The sequence below is a fragment of the Streptococcus mitis genome, assembly GCF_946190155.1.
Classification (GTDB): domain Bacteria; phylum Bacillota; class Bacilli; order Lactobacillales; family Streptococcaceae; genus Streptococcus; species Streptococcus mitis_CL.
The window spans coordinates 33741-59053 of sequence record NZ_CAMHZL010000011.1; the positions used below are offsets into that span (position 1 = coordinate 33741).

Genomic DNA, 25313 nt, shown 5'->3' on the forward strand with positions numbered 1-25313 from the left:
GTTTAAGTCTAGCAAAAAAAGGACTGGATGGCAAATGCCTCCAGTCTTCTTTTTAATATGTAAGAACAAAGTATTTTTTCTTCCCACGACGGATAACAGTCAGTTCGTTCTCTAACTTATCTGCGTCACTCAAGACATAGTCAAGGTCTTGGATGCGGTCGCCGTTGACGTAGATAGCTCCGTTTTGGACGTCTTCACGGGCTTGGCGTTTTGAGTTAACCACACCAGATGAGACGAGCAGTTCCACGATATTGTGGTTTTCGTCTGCTTGTACTTGGTAGTTTGGTACACCACGAAGTCCTTGTTTGAGCTCTTTAACAGAAAGATTCTTAATGTTTCCTGCAAAGAGTTGATCAGTGATGTTGAGGGCTTCTTTGTAGGCTTCTTCTCCGTGCACAAGAGTCACGACTTCACGAGCCAAGACTTTTTGTGCCAAACGTTCGTGTGGAGCCGCTTCAAATTGTTTACGGATGTCTTCAATCTCATCAAGTGACAAGAAAGTAAAGATCTTCAAGAAGCGAACAGCGTCTGCATCCATAACGTTCATCCAAAATTGGTACATTTCGTATGGAGAAGTCTTTTCAGGATTGAGCCAGACTGCGTTCCCTTCTGATTTACCAAATTTCTTACCAGTTGCATCTGTGATCAATGGAACAGTGATAACGTGGCCAGTCTTGTCAGCCTTACGACGAAGCAATTCGGTACCAGCTGTCATATTTCCCCACTGGTCAGAACCACCGATTTGAAGCGTTACGTTGTGGTCTTGGTTAAGAACGAAGAAGTCGTAACCTTGCATGATTTGGTAGGCAAACTCAGTGTATGAAATTCCTGTTTCGATCCGTTTTTTCACAGACTCCTTGCTCATCATGTAGTTGACAGTAAAGTATTTTCCGATATCACGGAGGAAGTCAATGAAGCTGATGCTGCCAAACCAGTCGTAGTTGTTGACCATGACAGCTTTATTTTCACCATTTTCAAAGTCAAGAAAACGAGAAAGTTGTCCTTGGATAGACTTGACCCAGCCATCTACTGTGTCTTTTGTTTGGAGACTACGTTCAGCATCTTTGAAGGACGGATCTCCGATGAGACCTGTAGCACCGCCAACGAGCGCATAAGGTTTGTGACCTGCTAGTTGCAAGCGACGACTTGTCAAGATTGCGACAAGGTGGCCTAGGTGAAGGCTGTCAGCAGTTGGATCGTAGCCAGTATAATAAGAAACTTGACCTTCTTCTAGGGCTTTACGCAAAGCTTCTTCATCAGTCGTTTGAAAAATCAAACCACGCTCTTTTAGCTCATCAAAAATGTGCATGTGTCTTTTCTCCTTTATAAAATATTGTTTCTACCTATTGTATCACAAACTCGGGCAATAGCCTAGTAGAATAAGGAAGAAAGTAGCTATTTTATTGAAAGTTTACCTTTTATGGTATAATAGTTACAGTGAGGAAATCCATGCAAAATCAATTAAATGAATTAAAACAAAAAATGCTGGAATTTTTCCAGCGAGTAAAATCAAAAATAAATCATAAAAAATCAGAGAAAGTCTCAGATGAGAAGAAGTCGGATGTGACAGGTGGGAAAATCCTGTCTATCCTGGGCGGCATTTTAGTTGCTATTAAGGGCATTCTGAATACTCTCTTTATTCTAGGCTTTATCGGTGGGCTTTTTGGTGCTGGTGTAGCTCTTGGTTATGGAGTTGCTTTGTTTGACAAGGCCAAGGTTCCCCAAGCGGAGGACTTGGTAAAGCAGGTTAAAAATATTTCTTCCATCTCAGAAATTGTTTATGCAGATGGGAGTGTCATTGCTTCTATCGAGAGCGACCTACTGCGAACTTCTGTTTCATCTGAGGAAATATCGGACAATCTCAAAAAGGCTATCGTTGCAACTGAGGATGAACATTTCCTTGAACATAAGGGGGTTGTACCAAAAGCTGTGATTCGGGCGACATTGGGAACCTTTGCAGGTTTAGGCTCATCTAGCGGGGGCTCGACCTTAACCCAACAGTTAATCAAACAACAAGTGGTTGGAGATGCTCCGACTTTGGCTCGTAAGGCTACAGAAATTGTCGATGCCCTTGCCTTGGAACGTAGCATGAGTAAGGATGAAATCTTGACTACTTATCTCAATGTTGCTCCCTTTGGTCGGAATCATAAAGGACAGAATATTGCAGGTGCCCAGCAAGCTGCTGAAGGAATTTTCGGTATCGATGCCAACAAGTTGAGTATTCCTCAAGCCGCTTTCCTAGCAGGTTTGCCACAGAGTCCGATTACTTATTCCCCTTATGAAAATACTGGAGAGTTAAAGAGTGATGAAGACTTAGAACTTGGTTTGAAGCGGGCCAAGGATGTTCTCTACAACATGTACCGTACGGGTGCTCTGACTCAGGAAGAATACGACCAGTACAAGGATTATAATCTCAAACAAGACTTCTTGCCATCAGGAACTGTCAATGCTGTTTCGAGAGATTATCTCTACTTTACAGCTATGGCTGAAGCGACAGACCGTATGTATGATTATTTAGTTCGACAGGACAATGTTTCGAGCCAAGAGTTGAAAAATGAAGCGATTCGAAAGGCTTATCATGAGAGAGCTGAGCAGGAACTAAGTAATGGCGGCTACAAAATCACTACAACGATCAATAAAAAAATCCATGCGGCCATGCAAAATGCAGTTGCGAACTATGGTTATTTGGTAGATGATTCGACTGGGCAGCCTGAAGTAGGGAATGTTTTGATGGACAATAAAACGGGGGCTGTTCTAGGCTTTGTTGGTGGTCGTAATTACCAGACTAACCAAAACAATCACGCCTTTGACACCAAGCGTTCGCCAGCCTCTACAACCAAGCCTTTGCTGGCCTACGGAATTGCCATTGACCAAGGTTTGATGGGAAGTGCTAGCATATTGTCAAATTATCCTACAAATTTTGCAAATGGTAGTCCGATTGTGCATGGTAGTAGTAAAGGCACAGATATGGTCAATTTGGGTGATGCTTTAAACTATTCATGGAATATTCCAGCCTATTGGACTTATCGCATGCTTCGTGAAAAAGGTGTCGATGTTAAGAGCTATATGGAAAAAATGGGTTACGAGATTCCAGAGTACGGTATCGAGAGCCTGCCTATGGGTGGTGGGATTGAAGTCACAGTTGCCCAGCATACCAATGGTTATCAAACACTTGCTAATAACGGTGTCTACCATCAGAAACATGTGATTTCTAAGATTGAATCATCTGATGGCACAGTAATCTATGAATTCCAAGACAAACCAGTTCAAGTGTATTCGAAGGCAACAGCAACGATTATGCAGAGTTTGCTTCGTGAGGTGATTTCATCTCGGATCACTTCAAGTTTCCAAACGGATTTGGCTTCTATCAATTCAAGCTTAGCTCGTGCAGACTGGATTGGTAAGACTGGTACAACCAACGAGGATGAAAATATGTGGCTCATGCTTTCGACACCAAGATTGACTCTAGGTGGTTGGCTAGGCCACGATGACAACCGCCCAATGGCTAAGGGGGCTGGGCATTATCGAAATGCCAAATATATGGCCCACTTGGTCAATGCTATTCAACAGGCTGAACCTGGTGTTTGGGGCAATGAACACTTTAATCTTGATTCTAGTGTGACCCAGTCTCAGGTCCTCAGATCTACAGGGCAGAAGCCTGGCAAAGTATCTGTTAATGGAAGAACAGTGGATCTTTCAGGTCCTACTGTAACGAGCTATTGGGCTACCAAGGCGGGAGCTCCTACGACAAGCTATCACTTTGCTATTGGAGGAAGTGAAGCAGATTACCAAAATGCTTGGTCAAGTATTATTGGTAGTTTCTCATCTACACCAAGCTCAAGTAATACTTCAAGCAGTACATCAAGTTCATCATCTACACAATCAGATAGCAGAAGATAGAACTATAAAATAGAAACCTCTCTTTTTCAAGTGTAAAATAAAAATCTTAAATAACGGTCTTGAATCTCGTTAAGTGAGAAGCAAGGCCGTTATTATGCTCTTAAAGACAAAATCTATTATAAAAATTGTTAGTAAAATGTCTAATATATATTGCAACCTAGATAATATTGCAGAGATTATTCGTAACTTTAGTATAGAAATTTACTGAAAGTGCAATTGTTTTGGATGTCCTAGTGTTTCAATGATACAGAAGAATATTCTCCATCTATCAGTAATATCGTCTCTGTTTAATCGTTTTATGTTAATCGAAAGTTCTTCTGTAGCAGTGAAGTTTCTCTTTGTTAAGAATGAAAGCAGACAAGCTTCTGCTTTTTATCTGCATTGCTTTACTGGTAAATAAAAAAGTTAAAAAAATCACAAAAAACTTGAACAAACAAATGAAAAGGCTTACAATTGTATTAAAAATAGTACAAATAAAAAAACGGAGGATTGCTTTATGAAAGCCTATATTTATGTTAAACCAGGACTTGCTTCTTTTGTTGATGTAGATAAACCAGTTATTCGCAAGCCAACAGACGCTATTGTGCGTATCGTAAAAACCACTATTTGTGGAACAGACCTCCATATCATTAAAGGAGATGTTCCTGCTTGCCAAAGTGGTACCATTCTTGGTCACGAAGGGATTGGGATTGTTGAAGAAGTTGGAGAAGGAGTTTCTAACTTCAAAAAAGGCGACAAGGTCTTGATTTCTTGTGTCTGTACCTGTGGTAAATGCTACTACTGTAAAAAAGGAATTTATGCCCACTGTGAAGACGAAGGGGGCTGGATTTTCGGTCACTTGATTGATGGTATGCAGGCTGAATATTTACGTGTCCCTCATGCAGATAACACTCTTTACCATACTCCAGAAGACTTGTCAGATGAAGCCTTGGTTATGCTATCAGACATTTTGCCTACTGGGTATGAAATTGGTGTCTTGAAAGGAAAAGTGGAACCTGGTTGCAGCGTAGCAATTATTGGTTCAGGACCAGTTAGATTAGCTGCTCTTTTAACAGCTCAATTCTACTCACCAGCTAAATTGATTATGGTGGACTTAGACGATAACCGCTTGGAAACTGCTTTATCATTTGGTGCGACTCATAAAGTTAATTCTTCAGACCCTGAAAAAGCCATTAAAGAAATTTATGATTTGACAGATGGCCGTGGTGTAGATGTCGCTATTGAAGCTGTTGGTATTCCTGCAACATTTGATTTCTGTCAAAAGATTATCGGTATAGACGGAACAGTTGCCAACTGTGGTGTGCATGGTAAACCAGTTGAATTCGATTTAGACAAACTTTGGATTCGCAACATCAATGTAACAACTGGTTTGGTATCTACAAATACCACTCCACAATTGTTGAAAGCACTTGAAAGTCATAAGATTGAACCAGAAAAATTGGTAACTCATTATTTCAAACTCAGTGAAATTGAAAAAGCCTATGAAGTCTTCAGTAAGGCAGCAGACCACCATGCCATCAAGGTCATTATCGAAAACGACATTTCTGAAGCTTAGGAAACGAAAAATTTTTATCACGTAAGTAAATAGAAATTCAGTCATCCACCAGATGGCTGGATTTTTTATCAAAAAATTAAGAAATGAGCATATTTCTTTCCTTGTTTAATGGAATTGGTTATAATATACGATACAAAGGAAATGAATGAATATGTATCGTGTTATAGAAATGTATGGAGATTTTGAACCTTGGTGGTTCTTAGAAGGTTGGGAAGAAGATATTGTAGCTAGTAAGAAATTTGACCAGTATTATGATGCTCTCAAATACTATAAAACTTGCTGGTTTAGATTGGAACAAGAATCCCCTCTTTATAAAAGTAGAAGTGATTTGATGACCATTTTTTGGGATCCAGAAGACCAACGCTGGTGTGATGAATGTGACGAGTATTTACAACAATACCATTCTTTGGCTCTTTTGCAGGACGAGCAGGTTATTCCAGATGAAAAACTACGCCCAGGCTATGAAAAACAAACTGGTCAGGAAAGGCATCGTTCTTGCCGTATGAAATTAAATTAGAGAAAAGTAACTTTTTGGAGTTGCTTTTTTTATTTTTCCAACTCTTTGCGAATAGTATAGTTGAGGAGGTAAGTATGGTTCAAGAAATTGCACAAGAAATCATTCGTTCAGCTCGGAAAAAAGGGGCGCAAGACATTTATTTTGTCCCTAAGTTAGATGCCTATGAGCTTCATATGAGGGTAGGAGACGATCGATGCAAGATTGGCTCTTATGATTTTGAAAAGTTTGCTGCTGTCATCAGTCACTTTAAGTTTGTGGCGGGTATGAATGTTGGAGAAAAGCGACGTAGTCAACTTGGTTCCTGTGATTATGAATATGACCAAAAGATGGCATCTCTACGTCTATCTACTGTAGGCGATTATCGAGGACATGAGAGTTTAGTGATTCGCTTGTTGCATGATGAGGAGCAGGATTTGCATTTTTGGTTTCAGGATATTGATGAATTGGGCAAGCAGTACAGGCAACGTGGTCTCTATCTCTTTGCTGGTCCAGTCGGAAGTGGCAAGACAACCCTGATGCATGAATTGGCCAAGTCTCTCTTTAAAGGACAGCAAGTCATGTCCATCGAAGATCCTGTCGAAATCAAGCAGGACGACATGCTCCAGTTGCAGTTGAATGAGGCGATTGGACTAACCTATGAAAATCTCATCAAACTTTCCTTACGTCATCGACCAGACCTCTTGATTATCGGAGAAATTCGGGACAGCGAGACGGCGCGTGCAGTGGTCAGAGCCAGTTTGACAGGGGCGACAGTCTTTTCAACCATCCATGCCAAGAGCATTCGAGGTGTTTATGAGCGCCTGCTGGAGTTGGGTGTGAGTGAGGAAGAGTTGGCAGTCGTTCTACAAGGAGTCTGCTATCAAAGATTAATCGGGGGAGGAGGAATCGTTGACTTTGCAAACAAAGACTATCAAGAACACCAGCCAACTAGCTGGAATGAACAGATTGACCAGCTTCTTAAAAATGGACATATCACAAGTCATCAGGCTGAAACAGAAAAAATTAGCTACAGCTAAGCAAAAAAATATCATTACCTTGTTTAACAACCTCTTTTCCAGCGGTTTTCATCTGGTGGAAACCATCTCCTTTTTAGATAGGAGTGCTTTGTTGGACAAGCAGTGTGTGACCCAGATGCGCACGGGCTTGTCTCAAGGGAAATCATTCTCAGAAATGATGGAAAGTTTGGGATTTTCAAGTGCCATTGTCACGCAGTTATCCCTAGCTGAGGTTCATGGAAATCTTCACCTGAGTTTGGGAAAGATAGAAGAATATCTAGACAATCTGGCTAAGGTCAAGAAAAAGTTAATTGAAGTAGCGACCTATCCCTTGATTTTGCTGGCTTTTCTTCTCTTAATTATGCTAGGGCTACGTAACTACCTGCTACCACAACTGGATAGTAGCAATATTGCCACCCAGATTATCGGCAATCTGCCACAAATCTTTCTAGGAATGGTAGGGTTTGTCTCCATACTTGTCCTTTTAGCACTCACTTTCTATAAAAGAAGTTCTAAGATGCGCGTCTTTTCTATCTTAGCACGCCTTCCTTTTCTTGGAATCTTTGTACAGACCTATTTGACAGCCTATTATGCGCGTGAATGGGGGAACATGATTTCACAGGGAATGGAGCTGACGCAGATTTTTCAGATGATGCAGGAACAAGGTTCCCAGCTCTTTAAAGAAATCGGTCAAGACCTAGCTCAAGCACTCCAAAATGGTCGCGAATTTTCTCAAACTATAGGAACCTATCCTTTCTTTAGGAAGGAATTAAGTCTCATCATCGAGTATGGGGAAGTCAAGTCCAAGCTGGGGAGTGAGTTGGAAATCTATGCGGAAAAGACTTGGGAAGCCTTTTTTACCCGAGTCAATCGCACCATGAATTTGGTGCAGCCACTGGTCTTTATCTTTGTGGCTCTGATTATCGTTTTACTTTACGCGGCAATGCTCATGCCCATGTATCAAAATATGGAGGTAAATTTTTAACATGAAAAAAATGATGACATTCTTGAAAAAAGCGAAAGTGAAGGCTTTCACACTTGTGGAGATGTTGGTGGTCTTACTCATCATCAGTGTGCTTCTATTACTCTTTGTACCTAATCTAACCAAGCAAAAAGAAGCAGTCAACTACAAAGGAAAAGCTGCTGTTGTTAAGGTGGTAGAAAGCCAGGCAGAGCTTTATAGCTTGGATAAAAATGAAGATGCTAGTCTAAGCAAGTTACAAGCAGATGGGCGAATCACAGAAGAACAGGCTAAAGCCTATAAAGAATACCATGCTAAACAAGGCACCAGTCAAAGCGTTGCAGATTAAGGCCTTTACTATGCTGGAAAGTCTCCTTGTTTTGGGACTTGTGAGTATCATTGCTCTGGCTTTATCCGGCTCTGTCCAGTCCACTTTTGCGGCGGTAGAGGAGCAGATTTTCTTTATGGAGTTTGAAGAACTCTATCGGGAAACTCAAAAACGCAGTGTAGCCAGCCAGCAAAAGACTAGTCTAAACTTAGATGGGCAGTCGATTAGCAATGGCAGTCAAAAGTTGACAGTTCCTAAAGGAATTCAGGCACCATCGGGACAAAGTATCACATTTGACCGAGCTGGGGGCAATTCGTCCCTGGCTAAGGTTGAATTTCAGACCGGTAAAGGAGCGATTCGTTATCAATTATATCTAGGAAATGGAAAAATTAAACGCATTCAGGAAACAAAAAATTAGGGCAGTGATTTTACTGGAAGCAGTAGTCGCTCTAGCTATCTTTGCCAGCATTGCAACCCTCCTTTTGGGACAAATTCAGAAAAATAGGCAAGAAGAAGCAAAAATCTTGCAGAAAGAAGAAGTTGTGCGTGTAGCTAAGATGGCCCTGCAGACAGGTCAAAATCAGGTAAACGTAAACGGAGTTGAGATTCAGGTATTTTCTAGTGAAAAGGGATTGGAGGTCTACCATGGTTCAGAACAGTTGTTGGCTATCAAAGAGCCATAAGGTCAAGGCTTTCACCTTGTTGGAATCTCTGATTGCCCTCATTGTCATCAGTGGAAGCTTACTCCTCTTTCAAGCTATGAGCCAGCTACTCATTTCAGAAGTTCGTTATCAGCAGCAAAACGAGCAAAAAGAGTGGCTCTTGTTTGTGGACCAGCTGGAGGCAGAATTAAATCGTTCGCAGTTCGAAAAAGTGGAGGGTAATCACCTCTATATGAAGCAGGATGGCAAGGATATCGCTATAGGTAAGTCTAGGTCGGATGATTTTCGGAAAACCGATGCCAGTGGGCGAGGTTATCAGCCTATGGTTTATGGGCTCAAATCCGCACAGATTACAGAGGACAATCAACTGGTTCGTTTTCGTTTCCAGTTCCAAAAAGGCTTAGAAAGGGAGTTCATCTATCGTGTGGAAAAAGAAAAAAGTTAAGGCAGGTGTTCTCCTCTATGCAGTCACCCTGGCAGCCATTTTTAGCCTTTTGTTACAATTTTACTTGAACCGACAGGTCGCCCACTATCAAGACTATGCTTTGAATAAAGAAAAGTTAATCGCTTTTGCCATGGCCAAACGAACGAAAGATAAGGTTGAGCAAGAAAGTGGTGAACAGGCCTTTAATCTGGGTCAGGTGAGCTATCAAAATAAGAAAACAAGCTTGGTGACAAGGGTTCGTACGCCTAAGAGTCAATATGAGTTCATCTTTCCTTCCGTCAAAATAAAAGAAGAGAAAAGTGATAAAAAGGAAAAGATAGTGACTGACCCAAGTGAAAAAGCGGAGAAGACAAAATCAGAAGAGAAGCTTGAAAAGAAAGAGAATTCCTAGTCAATTCAGCTACTTTGTGCTAAACTAAAAATATGAGACATGATTTTAACCACAAAGCGGAAACTTTTGATTCCTCTAAAAATATTTTCCTCGCAAATTTGGTTTGTCAAGCGGCCGAGAAACAAATTGATCTTCTATCAGACAAAGAAATTCTGGATTTCGGTGGTGGGACGGGGCTATTAGCCTTGCCTCTGGCCAAACAAGCCAAGTCCGTAACATTGGTGGATATTTCGGAGAAAATGCTGGAGCAAGCTCGTTTGAAAGCGGAGCAGCAAGACATCAAGAATATCCAGTTTTTGGAGCAAGATTTACTGAAAAATCCTATGGAGCAAGAGTTTGATCTGATTGTTGTCAGTCGGGTTCTTCACCATATGCCTGATTTGGATGAGGCTCTTTCACTGTTTCATCAACATTTGAAGGAAGATGGACAACTCCTACTTGCTGATTTTACCAAGACAGAGGCTAATCATCATGGATTTGAATTGGTTGAACTGGAAAACAAGCTAGCCCAGTTTGGTTTTTCATCTGTGCATAGTCAGATCCTCTATAGCGCTGAAGACCTGTTTCAAGGAAATTACTCAGAACTCTTTTTAACAGTAGCCCAAAAATCACTCGCCTAGTCAGGGAGTGATTTTTCTATAAGGATGGAAAAAAGAAGGGAAATTTGATAAGATAGGAATATGGATTTTGAAAAAATTGAACAAGCTTATACCTATTTATTAGAGAATGTCCAAGTCATTCAAAGTGATTTGGCGACCAACTTTTATGACGCCCTGGTGGAGCAAAACAGCATCTATTTGGATGGTGAGACTGAGTTAGAGCAGGTCAAGGAGAACAATCAGGCCCTTAAACGCTTAGCGCTTCGCAAAGAAGAATGGCTCAAGACCTACCAGTTTCTCTTGATGAAGGCTGGTCAGACAGAGCCCCTACAGGCCAATCACCAGTTTACACCAGATGCCATTGCTTTACTTTTGGTGTTTATTGTGGAAGAGCTGTTTAAAGAGAAGGAGATTACGATCCTCGAAATGGGTTCCGGGATGGGAATTCTAGGCGCTACTTTCTTGACCTCGCTTGATAAAAAGGTGGATTACTTGGGAATGGAAGTGGATGATTTGCTGATTGATTTGTCGGCTAGTATGGCAGATGTAATTGGTTTGCAGGCTGGTTTTGTCCAAGGAGATGCCGTTCGTCCACAAATGCTCAAAGAAAGCGATGTGGTCATCAGCGACTTGCCTGTCGGCTATTATCCTGATGATGCCGTTGCGTCACGCCATCAAGTTGCTTCTAGTCAAGAACATACCTACGCCCATCACTTGCTCATGGAACAAGGACTTAAGTATCTCGAGTCAGACGGATATGCTATTTTTCTCGCTCCGAGTGATTTGTTGACCAGTCCTCAAAGTGACTTATTGAAAGGGTGGTTGAAAGAAGAGGCAAGTCTGGTTGCTATGATTAGTTTACCTGAAAATCTCTTTGCTAGTGCCAAACAATCTAAGACTATTTTTATCTTACAGAAGAAGAGTGAAATAGCAGTAGAGCCTTTTGTTTATCCACTTGCTAGCCTACAAGATGCAAGTGTTTTAATGAAATTTAAAGAAAATTTTCAAAAATGGACTCAAGGTACTGAAATATAAAATAGATTTTGTTATAATAGATGAAAACGCTTAAAAGGGGTATCATGTTATGACAAAAACAATTGCAATCAATGCGGGAAGTTCAAGTTTGAAATGGCAATTATACTTAATGCCAGAAGAAAAAGTATTGGCGAAAGGCTTGATTGAACGTATCGGTTTGAAAGATTCAATTTCAACTGTAAAATTTGATGGCCGTTCTGAACAACAAATTTTGGATATCGAAAATCACACACAAGCTGTTAAAATCTTATTGGATGACTTGATTCGTTTCGATATTATCAAGGCTTATGATGAAATTACAGGTGTTGGTCACCGTGTTGTGGCTGGTGGAGAATATTTCAAAGAATCAACAGTCGTTGAGGGAGATGTTTTAGAAAAAGTTGAAGAGTTGAGTTTGTTGGCTCCTCTCCACAATCCAGCCAATGCAGCAGGTGTTCGTGCCTTCAAGGAATTGTTGCCAGACATTACCAGTGTAGTTGTTTTTGATACTTCATTCCACACAAGTATGCCAGAGAAAGCTTATCGCTACCCTCTACCAACAAAATATTACACAGAAAACAAGGTTCGTAAATATGGTGCCCACGGTACAAGTCACCAGTTTGTAGCGGGAGAAGCTGCGAAACTCTTGGGCCGTCCATTAGAGGACTTGAAATTGATTACTTGCCATATCGGTAATGGTGCTTCTATTACAGCTGTTAAGGGTGGTCAATCTGTCGATACTTCAATGGGCTTCACTCCACTTGGTGGTGTGATGATGGGAACTCGTACAGGAGATATTGACCCTGCTATCATTCCTTACTTAATGCAATATACAGAGGACTTTAATACTCCTGAAGACATTAGTCACGTTCTTAATCGTGAATCAGGACTAATGGGGGTTTCAGGTAAATCCAGTGATATGCGTGATGTGATTGCTGCTATGGAAGAAGGGGACCACGATGCCACTTTAGCCTATGAAATGTATGTTGACCGTATCCAAAAACATATCGGTCAATACCTTGCAGTCTTAAATGGAGCAGATGCTATTATCTTTACTGCAGGTATCGGTGAAAATGCAGCAAACGTACGTGAAGATGTTATCTCAGGTATCTCTTGGTTTGGCTGTGATGTTGATCCAGAAAAGAACGTCTTTGGCGTGACAGGAGACATCTCAACAGAGGCAGCGAAGATCCGTGTTTTGGTTATTCCAACTGATGAAGAATTGGTCATTGCCCGTGACGTTGAACGCTTGAAAAAATAAGTAAAACTAGTAAAAATATTCCGTACAAGGAGTTGGGAAAGAGATTTTTCCAGCTTCTTTTTATGGTGAAATTGTCCAAAACCTTGCTATGATTGGTTTTTTTGAAAAATATGGTATAATAGTAGTAATTTAATAGATGGAGTTGAGTTTTGAAGAAAAACTTTCGTGTAAAAAGAGAGAAAGATTTTAAGGCGATTTTCAAGGAAGGAACCAGTTTTGCTAACCGAAAATTTGTTGTCTACCAATTAGAAAACCAGAAAAACCATTTTCGAGTAGGTCTATCAGTTAGTAAAAAGCTGGGGAATGCCGTCACTAGAAATCAGATTAAGCGACGGATTCGGCATATTATCCAGAATGCAAAAGGGAGTCTGGTAGAAGATGTCGACTTTGTTGTCATTGCTCGAAAAGGGGTTGAAACCTTGGGATACGCAGAGATGGAGAAAAATCTACTCCACGTATTAAAATTATCAAAGATTTACCAGGAAGGAAATGGGAGTGAAAAAGAAACTACAGTTGACTAGTTTGCTAGGACTGTCTCTATTGATCATGACAGCCTGTGCGACTAATGGGACAACTAGCGATATTACAGCCAATTCGGCTGATTTTTGGAGTAAATTTGTTTACTTCTTTGCGGAAATTATTCGCTTTTTATCATTTGATATCAGCATCGGAGTGGGGATTATTCTCTTTACGGTCTTGATTCGTACAGTTCTCTTGCCAGTCTTTCAAGTGCAAATGGTGGCTTCTAGAAAAATGCAGGAAGCTCAACCACGCATTAAGGCGCTTCGAGAACAATATCCAGGTCGAGATATGGAAAGCAGAACCAAGCTAGAGCAAGAAATGCGTAAAGTCTTTAAAGAAATGGGTGTCAGACAGTCAGATTCTCTTTGGCCGATTTTGATTCAGATGCCGGTTATCTTGGCCTTGTTCCAAGCTCTATCAAGAGTTGACTTTTTAAAGACAGGTCATTTCTTATGGATTAACCTTGGTGGTGTGGATACAACCCTTGTTCTTCCGATTTTAGCAGCTGTATTCACTTTTTTAAGTACTTGGCTGTCTAATAAAGCCTTGTCTGAGCGTAATGGCGCTACGACTGCGATGATGTATGGGATTCCAGTCTTGATTTTTATCTTTGCAGTTTATGCACCAGGTGGAGTCGCCCTCTACTGGACAGTGTCCAACGCTTATCAAGTCTTGCAAACCTATTTCTTGAACAATCCATTCAAGATTATCGCAGAGCGCGAGGCTGTAGCTCAGGCACAGAAAGATTTGGAAAATAGAAAAAGAAAAGCCAAGAAAAAGGCTCAGAAAACGAAATAATAAGGAGGAATCTGGTAATGGTAGTATTTACAGGTTCAACTGTTGAAGAAGCAATCCAGAAAGGATTGAAAGAATTAGATATCCCAAGATTGAAGGCTCACATCAAAGTCATTTCTCGTGAGAAAAAAGGGTTTCTTGGTTTATTTGGTAAAAAACCAGCCCAAGTGGATATCGATGCTATTAGTGAAACAACTGTCATTAAAGCAAATCAACAAGCTATTAAGGGTGTTCCTAAAGAAATCAATGAACAAAATGAACCGGTCAAAACGGTCAGTGAAGCAACCGTTGATTTGGGGCATGTTGTTGAAGCAATTAAAAAGATTGAAGAAGAAGGCCAAGGGGTTTCTGATGAAGTCAAGGCTGAAATCTTGAAAAATGAAAAACATGCAAGCACCATCTTAGAAGAAACTGGGCATATTGAGATTTTAAATGAATTACAGCTTGAAGAAGCTGGCCTAGGAGAAGAAGTAGAAATTCCTACTGTTGAGAGTCAAGCTGAACAAACTGAAAGTCAAGAATTAGAAGATTTGGGCTTAAAGGTGGAACCGAGCTTTGATATTGAACAAGTAGCTACGGAAGTAACGACTTATGTCCAGACAATCATTGATGATATGGACGTTGAGGCGACGATTTCAAATGATTATAACCGTCGTAGCATCAATTTACAAATTGATACAAATGAGCCAGGGCGTATTATTGGTTATCATGGTAAAGTTTTGAAGGCCTTGCAACTATTGGCTCAAAATTATCTTTATAACCGCTATTCAAGAACCTTCTACATTACTATTAATGTCAATGATTATGTTGAACATCGTGCAGAAGTCTTGCAGACCTATGCTCAAAAATTGGCGACTCGTGTTTTAGAAGAAGGGCGCAGTCATCAGACAGATCCAATGTCGAATAGCGAACGCAAGATTATCCATCGTATTATTTCACGTATGGATGGCGTGACCAGTTACTCTGAAGGTGATGAGCCAAATCGCTATGTCGTTGTAGATACAGAATAAACAAAATCAGGGTTATCCTGATTTTTTGCTAGCTGGAGGAGATTAAACTAATGTTGAATAAGATAAGAGATTATTTAGACTTTGCTGGTTTGCAGTACCGTAATCCTGATAGAGCAGGAGAAGAACGAGAGAAAATGCTGGAATTGCGCCACAAAGGTCAAGAGGCACGAAAGGCTTTTACAGAGCTAGCCAAAGCCTTTCAAGCAAGCCATCCAAAATGGCAACTCCAACAGACTAGCCAGTGGATGAACCAAGCGCAGCGCTTGCGACCGCACTTCTGGGTTTATCTACAGCGTGAGGGGAAAGTGACAGAACCTATGTTGGCTCTTCGTTTGTATGGAGTACCCTCTGATTTTGGTATTTCCTTAGAAGTCAGTTTCATCGAGCGCAAGAAAGATGAGCAAACTCTAGGCAAGCAGGCCAAAGTTTTAGAAATTCCAACCGTTGAAGGGATTTATTATCTAGTCTACTCTGATGGCCAAAGTCAACGGTGGGAGGCGAACGAAGAAAATCGTCAGATCTTAGTCGAGAAGATAGGCGGTCAAGAAATCCGAAAAGTGTTAGTTAAAGCAGATGTTTCTTTTGTAGAAACCCAATCATTAGAAGTGATTTTAGAAAAATTAGAAGATGCTTATGAACGCTTACTTCCCTACTATCAGGCGACAAGAGAGTAGAAAATAGGAGACTTATCTAGCGTCGAATTGTTTAATTGCTATTCTATGTATTTTTTCATATAATAGTAAAATAGAATGTGTGATTCACTAATCACCTCAAATAGAAAGGAAATTCTATGTCAAATCTATCTGTTAATGCAATTCGTTTCCTAGGTATTGACGCTATCAACAAAGCCAACTCAGGTCACCCAGGTGTTGTTATGGGAGCGGCTCCGATGGCATACAGCCTCTTTACAAAACAACTTCGTATCAATCCAGCTCAACCAAACTGGATTAACCGTGACCGCTTTATTCTTTCAGCAGGCCATGGTTCAATGCTCCTTTATGCCCTTCTTCATCTTTCTGGTTTTGAAGATGTCAGCATGGATGAGATCAAGAGCTTCCGTCAATGGGGTTCAAAAACACCAGGTCACCCAGAATTTGGCCATACAGCAGGAATTGATGCTACAACAGGTCCTTTAGGTCAAGGGATTTCAACTGCCACTGGTTTTGCCCAAGCAGAACGATTTTTGGCAGCCAAATATAACCGCGAAGGCTACAATATCTTTGACCACTATACTTACGTTATCTGTGGAGACGGAGACTTGATGGAAGGTGTCTCAAGTGAGGCGGCTTCATACGCAGGTCTGCAAAAACTTGATAAGTTGGTTGTCCTTTATGATTCAAATGACATCAACTTGGATGGTGAGACAAAGGATTCCTTTACAGAAAGTGTTCGTGACCGTTACAATGCCTACGGTTGGCATACTGCCTTGGTTGAAGATGGAACAGACTTGGAAGCAATCCAAGCTGCTATCGAAACAGCTAAAGCTTCAGGCAAACCATCTTTGATTGAAGTGAAGACGGTTATTGGATACGGTTCTCCAAACAAACAAGGAACTAATGCCGTACACGGTGCTCCTCTTGGAGCAGATGAAACTGCAGCAACTCGCCAAGCACTTGGTTGGGATTATGAACCATTTGAAATTCCAGCTGAAGTTTATGCTGATTTCAAAGAAAATGTTGCAGATCGTGGCGCATCAGCTTATGAAGCTTGGACTAAATTAGTTGCTAACTATAAAAAGGCTCATCCAGAACTGGCTGCAGAAGTAGAAGCCATTATTGATGGACGTGATCCAGTTGAAGTGACTCCAGCAGACTTCCCAGTCTTAGAAAATGGTTTTTCTCAAGCAACTCGTAACTCGAGTCAGGATGCTTTGAACGTTGTGGCAGCTAAGTTACCAACCTTCTTAGGTGGATCAGCTGACCTAGCTCACTCAAACATGACTTATATCAAGACTGACGGACTTCAAGACGATGCTAATCGCTTGAACCGTAACATTCAGTTTGGTGTTCGTGAATTTGCAATGGGAACGATCTTGAACGGGATGGCCCTTCACGGTGGACTTCGTGTATACGGTGGAACTTTCTTCGTCTTCTCTGACTATGTGAAGGCAGCTGTTCGCTTGTCAGCCTTGCAAGGTCTTCCTGTGACTTATGTCTTTACCCACGATTCTATTGCGGTAGGGGAAGATGGTCCAACGCACGAACCAGTTGAGCACTTAGCAGGTCTTCGTGCTATGCCAAATCTAAATGTTTTCCGTCCAGCAGATGCGCGTGAAACGCAAGCAGCTTGGTACCTTGCAGTGACAAGTGAGAAAACACCAACTGCCCTTGTCTTGACACGTCAAAACTTGACTGTTGAAGAGGGAACAGACTTCGACAAGGTTGCTAAAGGTGCTTATGTTGTCTATGAAAATGCAGCCGACTTTGATACCATCTTGATTGCAACAGGTTCAGAGGTTAATCTTGCTGTCTCAGCTGCCAAAGAATTGGCTAGTCAAGGAGCAAAAGTCCGTGTAGTCAGCATGCCATCTACAGATGTCTTTGATAAACAAGATGCAGCATACAAGGAAGAAATTCTTCCAAATGCAGTTCGCCGTCGTGTTGCAGTCGAAATGGGTGCAACTCAAAACTGGTACAAATATGTTGGACTAGATGGTGCTGTTCTTGGTATTGATACCTTTGGAGCCTCTGCCCCAGCACCAAAAGTATTGGCAGAATATGGCTTTACCGTCGAAAATCTTGTAAAAGTCGTTCAAAATTTGAAATAATCCTAAAAATCAGGGCGCAAGCTCTGGTTTTTCTTGTTAGAAAAGCAAGGTACAATCTTGTAAAAGTAGCTGAAATTTGATATAGTAGTCCTATGTAAAAGACAAAGGAGAAGAAAATGAATCCAAATTATACATTTTTAATCATGCTTGTGGCGATGTTAGGCTTGATGTTCTTTATGCAACGCTCTCAAAAGAAACAAGCACAAAAACGTATGGAAAGCTTAAACAAACTACAAAAGGGCTATGAAGTGATTACAATCGGTGGACTTTACGGAACAGTTGATGAAGTAGATACGGAGAAGAGAACGATTGTTCTTGATGTAGATGGAGTTTACTTGACTTTTGAACTAGCTGCTATCAAGACAGTACTACCGCTGAAAGAAACAGCTTCACTCGAAGGTGCAATTGAAAAATAAGACGGGATTACTAACTCCCGTTTTTCTATAAAAGAAAGGAAATGGGATGAAAAAACTAGTCTTTGTCTGTCTGGGGAATATTTGCCGTAGTCCTATGGCCGAGTTTGTTATGAAATCAATGACAGATAATTATGAAATCCAAAGTCGAGCGACTTCTTCTTGGGAACATGGCAATCAGATTCATAAGGGAACGCAAGGGATTTTTCAACAGTATCAGATTCCTTACGACAAAGCCAAAACATCGCTTCAAATTAGTAAGGAAGATTTTGAAGCCTTTGATTATATTATCGGAATGGACGCTTCAAATGTTTCTGACTTACGTCAGATGTGTCCAGTAGACTGTCAAGATAAGATTTACTCATTTGCATATGAAAGTGTTCCAGATCCTTGGTATACAGGAGATTTTGAAGAAACCTATCAGCGTGTTCAAGAGGGTTGTCAAGCTTGGTTAGAACGTTTAGAAAAGGAGAGTGAAGATGGAAAATCTTAAGAATTTTTACGAAAAGTATCGTGTCTATCTGACTCGTCCACGTTTAGAGCTTTTGGCAGTAGTTACGATTGTTTTTTGTGCTGTACTCGTCTTTTTTCTAAATATTCCCGGAAAAGGTGTTCTAAAGCTTGATAATGGAACGATTGTTTACGACGGCAGTCTTGTACGTGGTAAAATGAATGGCCAAGGTACCATTACTTTCCAAAATGGGGACCAGTATACTGGTGGTTTCAACAATGGAGCCTTCAACGGAAAAGGTACCTTTCAATCTAAAGAAGGCTGGACCTACGAAGGTGATTTTGTAAATGGTCAGGTTGAAGGAAAAGGGAAACTAACAACAGAACAAGAAGTCGTTTATGAAGGGACTTTTAAACAAGGCGTTTTTCAACAAAAATAAAGCCTCCTTATCACAGGAGGTATTGTTAGAATGCTTAAGTAAGCGCTTACTAGAAAATCTATCTCTTTCCAAATCCCTCTTCCAAGTAAGTTTGTGAAATAAAAAAATTTTGAAATAATTTTCACAAACTCTAAAGAAAAAACGTGATAAGTAAAGAAAATGAGAAAAAATTCACAAACAATAAAAAATTCTTTGTGAAATGTTTATGAAACTGTTTACAAAGTTGAAATAATGCGTTATAATAAACTTGTGAAAAAATTAACAAAGGATATCAATCCTTGAAAGCTATGGAGGAAAATATGGCTGATAAAAAAACTGTGACACCAGAAGAAAAGAAACTCGCTGCTGAAAAGCATGTCGACGGCTTGGTGCAAAAAGCTTTAGTTGCTCTTGAGGAAATGCGTAAACTCGACCAAGAACAGGTCGACTACATCGTAGCTAAAGCGTCAGTGGCAGCTTTGGATGCCCACGGAGAATTGGCTCTACATGCCTATGAAGAAACAGGACGTGGTGTATTTGAAGACAAAGCAACTAAGAACTTATTTGCTTGTGAACACGTAGTAAACAACATGCGCCACACTAAAACAGTTGGTGTTATCGAAGAAGACGATGTAACAGGTTTGACCCTTATCGCTGAACCAGTTGGCGTTGTTTGTGGTATCACTCCAACAACAAACCCAACATCAACAGCAATCTTTAAGGCATTGATTTCATTGAAGACCCGTAATCCAATCGTCTTTGCCTTCCACCCATCAGCTCAAGAATCATCAGCTCACGCAGCTCAAATCGTTCGTGATGTTGCGATTAAAGCAGGTGCTCCTGAAAACTGTGTACAGTGGATTACTGAACCATCTATGGAAGCAACTAGTGCGCTGATGAACCACGAAGGTGTTGCAACAATCCTTGCAACAGGTGGTAATGCCATGGTTAAAGCTGCATACTCATGTGGTAAACCAGCTCTTGGAGTAGGTGCCGGAAACGTTCCAGCTTATGTTGAAAAATCAGCAAACATTCGCCAAGCTGCACACGATATCGTCATGTCTAAATCATTTGACAACGGTATGGTCTGTGCCTCAGAGCAAGCGGTTATCATTGACAAAGAAATTTACGATGAATTTGTAGCAGAGTTCAAATCATACCACACTTACTTTGTAAACAAAAAAGAAAAAGCACTTCTTGAAGAATTCTGCTTCGGCGTGAAAGCAAACAGCAAAAACTGTGCTGGTGCAAAATTGAATGCTGACATCGTTGGTAAACCAGCAACTTGGATTGCAGAACAAGCAGGATTTACAGTTCCAGAAGGAACAAACATTCTTGCTGCTGAATGTAAAGAAGTTGGTGAAAATGAGCCATTGACTCGTGAAAAATTGTCACCAGTTATCGCAGTTTTGAAATCTGAAAGCCGTGAAGATGGTATTACTAAGGCTCGTCAAATGGTTGAATTTAACGGTCTTGGACACTCAGCAGCTATCCACACAGCTGACGAAGAATTGACTAAAGAATTTGGTAAAGCTGTTAAAGCTATTCGTGTTATCTGTAACTCACCTTCTACTTTCGGTGGTATCGGGGACGTTTACAATGCCTTCTTGCCATCATTGACACTCGGATGTGGTTCTTACGGACGTAACTCAGTTGGGGATAACGTTAGCGCCATTAACCTCTTGAATATCAAAAAAGTCGGAAGACGGAGAAATAACATGCAATGGATGAAACTTCCTTCAAAAACATACTTTGAACGTGATTCAATTCAATACCTTCAAAAATGTCGTGACGTTGAGCGTGTCATGATCGTTACTGACCACGCTATGGTAGAGCTTGGCTTCCTTGATCGTATCATCGAACAGCTTGACCTTCGTCGCAATAAGGTGGTTTACCAAATCTTTGCAGATGTAGAACCGGATCCAGATATCACTACAGTTGAACGTGGTACTGAGATTATGCGTGCCTTCAAACCAGATACAATCATCGCTCTTGGTGGTGGTTCACCAATGGATGCTGCTAAAGTAATGTGGCTCTTCTACGAACAACCCGAAGTGGACTTCCGTGACCTTGTTCAAAAATTCATGGATATCCGTAAACGTGCCTTCAAATTCCCATTGCTTGGTAAGAAGACTAAATTCATCGCAATCCCAACAACATCTGGTACAGGATCTGAAGTAACACCATTTGCCGTTATCTCTGATAAAGCAAACAACCGTAAATACCCAATCGCTGACTACTCATTGACACCAACTGTGGCAATCGTAGACCCTGCCTTGGTATTGACAGTTCCTGGATTTGTTGCAGCGGACACTGGTATGGACGTATTGACCCACGCGACTGAAGCTTACGTATCACAAATGGCTAGCGACTACACTGACGGTCTTGCACTTCAAGCCATCAAACTTGTATTTGAAAACCTTGAAAGCTCAGTTAAGAATGCAGACTTCCACTCACGTGAGAAAATGCATAACGCTTCAACAATTGCTGGTATGGCCTTTGCCAATGCCTTCCTAGGTATTTCTCACTCAATGGCCCATAAGATTGGTGCGCAATTCCACACAATCCACGGTCGTACTAATGCTATCTTGCTTCCATACGTCATCCGCTACAACGGTACACGTCCAGCTAAGACAGCAACATGGCCTAAGTACAACTACTACCGTGCAGATGAAAAATACCAAGATATCGCACGCATGCTTGGCCTTCCAGCTTCTACTCCAGAAGAAGGTGTGGAATCTTACGCAAAAGCTGTCTACGAACTTGGTGAGCGCGTAGGTATCCAAATGAACTTCAAAGCACAAGGAATCGATGAAAAAGAATGGAAAGAACATTCTCGTGAATTGGCCTTCCTTGCTTATGAAGACCAATGTTCACCAGCTAACCCACGTCTTCCAATGGTTGACCACATGCAAGAAATCATCGAAGATTCTTACTATGGTTACAAAGAAAGACCAGGACGCCGTAAATAATTGTTATCAGCCTAGAGGCAGGAGTTATCCTGTCTCTTTTTTGTAATTCTATTTGAAAAATGGTATAATCATCGCATATATTTATTTGAAAATCAAATCTTTTATAATCATGCGAGGGAGAAATGTAAGAGATGAATGAGCTAGGGGAAAAGGTAAGACTTCTTAGAGAAGAGAAAGGACTTAGACGCCCTGTTTTTTGTGGAGATGAGTCAGAACTGTCAGTCCGTCAGTTAGTGCGCATTGAAAAAGGAGAATTTCGCCCGACGATAAAAACACTAGAATATATTGCAGATCGATTAGAAATTCCGTCCTATGTCTTGATGCCAGACTATAAGGAATTACCCAAGCGTTACCAAGAATTAAAGTACTTTCTTTTACATCACCCTGACTATGGAGACAAGGAGTTGCAGGAGCAGAAGGAAGAATATTTCGATGAGATTTTTGAATGTTTTTATGATGATTTGCCACGTGATGAGAAAGTGATAGTGGATTGTCTTCAAGCCATAGATGAGGTGAGGGCGACTAGTAATTCCTTATACGGAAGCGGTGTGATTGAGGACGGTCTTCAAGACTTACTATCCAGAGATGTATATAAAGCCGTGGACTTGTTGAAATTGAGACTGTATTTCAACTGTCAGTTAATGGATGGTTTAAATGTGGGTGAGATAAAAGAATCTGAGCATGAAACCATTCTTTGTTTTCATGACAAATTAAGTTCTCAGGTTGATAAGATAGAGTTCGATCGTTTGAACTTGCTTAGAGATTCCTTGTTAGCTTCTTTAACTTGTATAGAAATTATGGGGCTGTTTCATTATTTTAAGAGAGCGGTTGAGACCTTAAATAAAATAGGGCAGAAAACACGAGATTTCCAAAAGCAACCGATTGTCTTGATGGTGGAGTGGAAATATTATATTCATACCGACTATGATACAGCAAAACAAAAGTATGAAGAAGCAAAAATGATGGCGAGGATGTTTGGTAATGAGAAGTTAATCGTTAGTTTAGATAATGAATGGGCCGAGGATCTAGAAAGATATCATTAAAGGGTTTATAGGAGTGACATTTCTGTCATTGGAGAAATGTCGCTTTTTTGTTAAAATGAATTTTACTTGATATACATCCAGAAGCAAACTAGGGAATAGAGAGAAAGTTCTAAGTAGTAGGCTTAAAGGGTAAATCAGCGCTGATGTAGCTTGAAGGATTTTCTATCAGTATGATGTATGACGATAACAGTTTTAAATAAGGGGGAAAGAATGTCCATTTTATCCATTAAAAATATTTCAAAGTTTTACACTTTGGACGGTAAACATCAAGAGCAGGCTCTAAGAAATATTAACCTGCAGATTGCAAAAGGTAAAATTACAGCGATTTACGGACCGTCAGGCTGTGGCAAAACTAGCTTGCTAAACATCATCAGCGGTTTAGACAGACAATATGAAGGAGTTTTAGAATTTAAAGGGGAATCCCTCCGTGACTTATCAGAGATTGAACTAACTCAATTTCGTAAAGATAAGATTGGATTTGTGTTTCAAAACTTTAACCTCATTCCTCATCAGTCTGTCTTGGACAATGTCAAGCTACCTCTCTATGTCAAAGATTTATCTGACAGGGAGATGACAATGATTGCAAAGGAGCAATTAAGTAACTTGGGCATGGAGCCTTTTATGGCTAAAAATGTTAAACAGCTTTCTGGTGGGCAAAAGCAACGCGTAGCAATCGCGCGTGCACTGGTAAATCAGCCAGATATGATTGTAGCAGATGAGCCAACGGGTTCGCTGGATTCTCAATCCCAAGAAATGGTATTGGAGGTATTTAAAAATTTAGCCCAAACAGGGAAAACAGTATTGATTGTAACCCATAATCCAGAGGTTGCTGAATATGCAGACGTGATTATCAAAATGAAGGATGGTGAAGTCGTTGAAGAAGTCAAAAAATAAAGGATTATCATTGAAAAATAAATTCAAACTTTCTTTAAATAACTTTATGGAAAGAAAGTGGCGTAACCTATTGATTGCGCTAGCAACCTCAATCGGTTTTGTAGGAGTCTTAATTTCTTTTGGCTTGGGAAATGCTTTGATTTCGATGATTGATGAAAATACGAATGGAGGTCAAATTCCTTCTCAAGTTCAGATTGCTTTAAATACAGAGAATGCTGGACGAGGCTTTTTGAATCAAGATGATAAGAACTATATCACGGATACAGTTGGGAAAGAAGCTATTAAATATTTGGAGAGTCCTTTTGGTATGACCATGTCAAATATTACTATAGATGGGCAAGAAATAGACCTGAGTCAAACGATGCCTTCTTATGCTCAAGTAGTGAGTCTCTATGAGGATACAAGTATCTCTGTTAGTAGTAATGAGGCGGAAAAAGTATTAGCCGGTTCCCTCTATACTGATACAAATGAACAAGGATTAACGATTCCAATCAGTTTACTAAAAAGTTGGAATGAACAGACAGGAAAAAATCTGACAGCTAGTGATGTTATTGGCAAATCAGTCTCAGCAAGTATTGTAGAAAATGCTGCCGAAGCTAGCAAGACTGCTCAATTTCAAACGAAGATTGTACGTGTAATCAATGATGAAGATGACATGGAGGACAGCAACAGTTTCATGCCGTCTCATCAAATGGAAATGATTTTGAAAGAAGCTGGATTTACAAAAGCTGTATCTTATTTTATCTTGGAACTCAAAGATCCATCACAAACAAAAGCGATAACAGAAGAATTTCAGAAAAACAAGAAGTATACTGTTCTTTCTCAACAGAAGGTTCTTGATATTGTGATTACTTTTATTCGTGTCATTCAGGGATTGTTGATTGTACTTTCATCACAAGCTATTGTGGTAGCAGCAGTCATGATTGGTATCATCATTTACATCAATATCATGCAACGTTCTAAGGAAATAGGCGTCATGAAGGCAGTTGGTTATCAAAATCGTGATGTCAAAGGAATTTTTATTTACGAGGCTATCTGGATTGTAGGTATTGCCTTACTGCTGGCATTTTTGGTTGCACAAGGGGTGGGAAGTTTGGCGAATGCGGTTGTAAATCACTTTTACCCATCCATCACTAAGGTTTTTGAATTAAATCTTCTATCTATTTTAGGAACTCTAGCTTTCGCTCTATTACTTGGTTATGTCTCAGCCTACTTCCCAGCACGTAAAATTAGTAAAATGGATCCTGTAGAATCGCTACGATATGAATAGTAAGGGAGTTCTTGATTTATAGCCTTAAAAAGAAACTGACATAGAAAAACAATGCCCGTACTTGCAATTAAATTTAAATAGTTATATAATAGGTTTGTTGAAAGGTGATTTGTAGTGATTCAAGTTACTC

Annotated in this window: 26 protein-coding genes; 25 read left to right on the forward strand and 1 reads right to left on the reverse strand. The window is 40.4% G+C overall.

The features are described 5' to 3' along the window. Positions 1–52 precede the first annotated feature (52 nt). Positions 53–1309, reverse strand: a complete 1257-nt coding sequence (gene tyrS / locus N8O80_RS08495; protein ID WP_261021050.1) for a tyrosine--tRNA ligase — start codon at positions 1307–1309, stop codon at positions 53–55. A 140-nt stretch (positions 1310–1449) separates the two neighbouring features. Between tyrS and pbp1b the strand changes: the two genes are divergently transcribed. The 25 genes from pbp1b to N8O80_RS08620 all read left to right on the forward strand — a co-directional run bounded on the left by pbp1b (position 1450) and on the right by N8O80_RS08620 (position 25183). Next, complete coding sequence (gene pbp1b, locus N8O80_RS08500; protein ID WP_261027851.1) at positions 1450–3900, forward strand: penicillin-binding protein PBP1B; 2451 nt, start codon at positions 1450–1452, stop codon at positions 3898–3900. A gap of 496 nt (positions 3901–4396) precedes the next feature. Continuing rightward, positions 4397–5455 carry a zinc-dependent alcohol dehydrogenase family protein gene (locus N8O80_RS08505; protein ID WP_261027853.1) on the forward strand — a complete coding sequence of 353 codons (1059 nt, stop codon included), beginning with the start codon at positions 4397–4399 and terminating at the stop codon, positions 5453–5455. A 151-nt stretch (positions 5456–5606) separates the two neighbouring features. Further along, positions 5607–5972: a DUF1033 family protein gene (locus tag N8O80_RS08510; RefSeq protein WP_064275827.1), complete on the forward strand. Its 366-nt coding sequence runs from the start codon at positions 5607–5609 to the stop codon at positions 5970–5972. A gap of 74 nt (positions 5973–6046) precedes the next feature. Beyond that, the gene (gene comGA, locus N8O80_RS08515; RefSeq protein ID WP_261027858.1) at positions 6047–6988 is read left to right on the forward strand and encodes a competence type IV pilus ATPase ComGA; all 942 of its coding nucleotides are present in this window, start codon (positions 6047–6049) and stop codon (positions 6986–6988) included. Continuing rightward, positions 6936–7952: a competence type IV pilus assembly protein ComGB gene (gene comGB, locus N8O80_RS08520; RefSeq protein WP_261027901.1), complete on the forward strand. Its 1017-nt coding sequence runs from the start codon at positions 6936–6938 to the stop codon at positions 7950–7952. The genes comGA and comGB overlap by 53 nt, the downstream gene beginning before the upstream one ends. 1 nt (position 7953) lies before the next feature. After that, positions 7954–8277: a comG operon protein ComGC gene (gene comGC / locus N8O80_RS08525; RefSeq protein WP_261027861.1), complete on the forward strand. Its 324-nt coding sequence runs from the start codon at positions 7954–7956 to the stop codon at positions 8275–8277. Continuing rightward, complete coding sequence (comGD, locus tag N8O80_RS08530; RefSeq protein ID WP_261027865.1) at positions 8240–8674, forward strand: competence type IV pilus minor pilin ComGD; 435 nt, start codon at positions 8240–8242, stop codon at positions 8672–8674. The genes comGC and comGD overlap by 38 nt, the downstream gene beginning before the upstream one ends. Beyond that, positions 8637–8939: a competence type IV pilus minor pilin ComGE gene (gene comGE, locus N8O80_RS08535; RefSeq protein ID WP_261027867.1), complete on the forward strand. Its 303-nt coding sequence runs from the start codon at positions 8637–8639 to the stop codon at positions 8937–8939. The genes comGD and comGE overlap by 38 nt, the downstream gene beginning before the upstream one ends. Next, a complete protein-coding gene (gene comGF / locus N8O80_RS08540) occupies positions 8902–9363 on the forward strand; it encodes a competence type IV pilus minor pilin ComGF (RefSeq protein ID WP_261027869.1) in 462 nt (153 codons plus the stop codon). The genes comGE and comGF overlap by 38 nt, the downstream gene beginning before the upstream one ends. After that, positions 9341–9754: a competence type IV pilus minor pilin ComGG gene (gene comGG, locus N8O80_RS08545; RefSeq protein WP_261027871.1), complete on the forward strand. Its 414-nt coding sequence runs from the start codon at positions 9341–9343 to the stop codon at positions 9752–9754. The genes comGF and comGG overlap by 23 nt, the downstream gene beginning before the upstream one ends. A 32-nt stretch (positions 9755–9786) precedes the next feature. Then, positions 9787–10374, forward strand: a complete 588-nt coding sequence (locus N8O80_RS08550) for a class I SAM-dependent methyltransferase (RefSeq protein ID WP_261027873.1) — start codon at positions 9787–9789, stop codon at positions 10372–10374. A gap of 60 nt (positions 10375–10434) precedes the next feature. Then, positions 10435–11388 carry a class I SAM-dependent methyltransferase gene (locus N8O80_RS08555; RefSeq protein ID WP_261027876.1) on the forward strand — a complete coding sequence of 318 codons (954 nt, stop codon included), beginning with the start codon at positions 10435–10437 and terminating at the stop codon, positions 11386–11388. Positions 11389–11437: 49 nt separating this feature from the next. After that, positions 11438–12628: an acetate kinase gene (locus tag N8O80_RS08560; RefSeq protein WP_049521853.1), complete on the forward strand. Its 1191-nt coding sequence runs from the start codon at positions 11438–11440 to the stop codon at positions 12626–12628. Between the two features lie 149 nt (positions 12629–12777). Further along, positions 12778–13149: a ribonuclease P protein component gene (gene rnpA / locus N8O80_RS08565; RefSeq protein WP_000739245.1), complete on the forward strand. Its 372-nt coding sequence runs from the start codon at positions 12778–12780 to the stop codon at positions 13147–13149. Next, positions 13124–13948, forward strand: a complete 825-nt coding sequence (locus N8O80_RS08570; protein WP_204371878.1) for a membrane protein insertase YidC — start codon at positions 13124–13126, stop codon at positions 13946–13948. Before rnpA ends, N8O80_RS08570 begins: the two co-directional genes overlap by 26 nt. A 17-nt stretch (positions 13949–13965) precedes the next feature. Next, entirely contained in the window at positions 13966–14955 is a 990-nt protein-coding gene (jag, locus tag N8O80_RS08575) for an RNA-binding cell elongation regulator Jag/EloR (protein WP_261027879.1), read from the forward strand. A gap of 50 nt (positions 14956–15005) precedes the next feature. Further along, entirely contained in the window at positions 15006–15629 is a 624-nt protein-coding gene (locus N8O80_RS08580; protein WP_125867438.1) for a ribonuclease P, read from the forward strand. Between the two features lie 116 nt (positions 15630–15745). Beyond that, entirely contained in the window at positions 15746–17722 is a 1977-nt protein-coding gene (tkt, locus tag N8O80_RS08585) for a transketolase (protein ID WP_261027886.1), read from the forward strand. A 116-nt stretch (positions 17723–17838) separates the two neighbouring features. Then, complete coding sequence (gene yajC, locus N8O80_RS08590; protein WP_001069289.1) at positions 17839–18138, forward strand: preprotein translocase subunit YajC; 300 nt, start codon at positions 17839–17841, stop codon at positions 18136–18138. Positions 18139–18184: 46 nt separating this feature from the next. Further along, positions 18185–18628 (forward strand): low molecular weight protein-tyrosine-phosphatase, encoded by a 444-nt coding sequence (locus N8O80_RS08595; RefSeq protein ID WP_261027889.1) that lies wholly within the window; start codon positions 18185–18187, stop codon positions 18626–18628. After that, entirely contained in the window at positions 18615–19025 is a 411-nt protein-coding gene (locus N8O80_RS08600) for an MORN repeat-containing protein (protein ID WP_261027890.1), read from the forward strand. The genes N8O80_RS08595 and N8O80_RS08600 overlap by 14 nt, the downstream gene beginning before the upstream one ends. A 299-nt stretch (positions 19026–19324) precedes the next feature. After that, a complete protein-coding gene (adhE, locus tag N8O80_RS08605) occupies positions 19325–21976 on the forward strand; it encodes a bifunctional acetaldehyde-CoA/alcohol dehydrogenase (RefSeq protein WP_261027892.1) in 2652 nt (883 codons plus the stop codon). Positions 21977–22107: 131 nt separating this feature from the next. After that, positions 22108–23019, forward strand: a complete 912-nt coding sequence (locus N8O80_RS08610; RefSeq protein WP_261027893.1) for a helix-turn-helix domain-containing protein — start codon at positions 22108–22110, stop codon at positions 23017–23019. 210 nt (positions 23020–23229) lie between these two features. Next, on the forward strand, positions 23230–23913 hold the full coding sequence (locus N8O80_RS08615) for an ABC transporter ATP-binding protein (protein WP_218493775.1): 684 nt from the start codon (positions 23230–23232) through the stop codon (positions 23911–23913). Next, entirely contained in the window at positions 23882–25183 is a 1302-nt protein-coding gene (locus N8O80_RS08620; RefSeq protein WP_261027895.1) for an ABC transporter permease, read from the forward strand. The genes N8O80_RS08615 and N8O80_RS08620 overlap by 32 nt, the downstream gene beginning before the upstream one ends. The last annotated feature ends 130 nt before the right edge of the window (positions 25184–25313 follow it).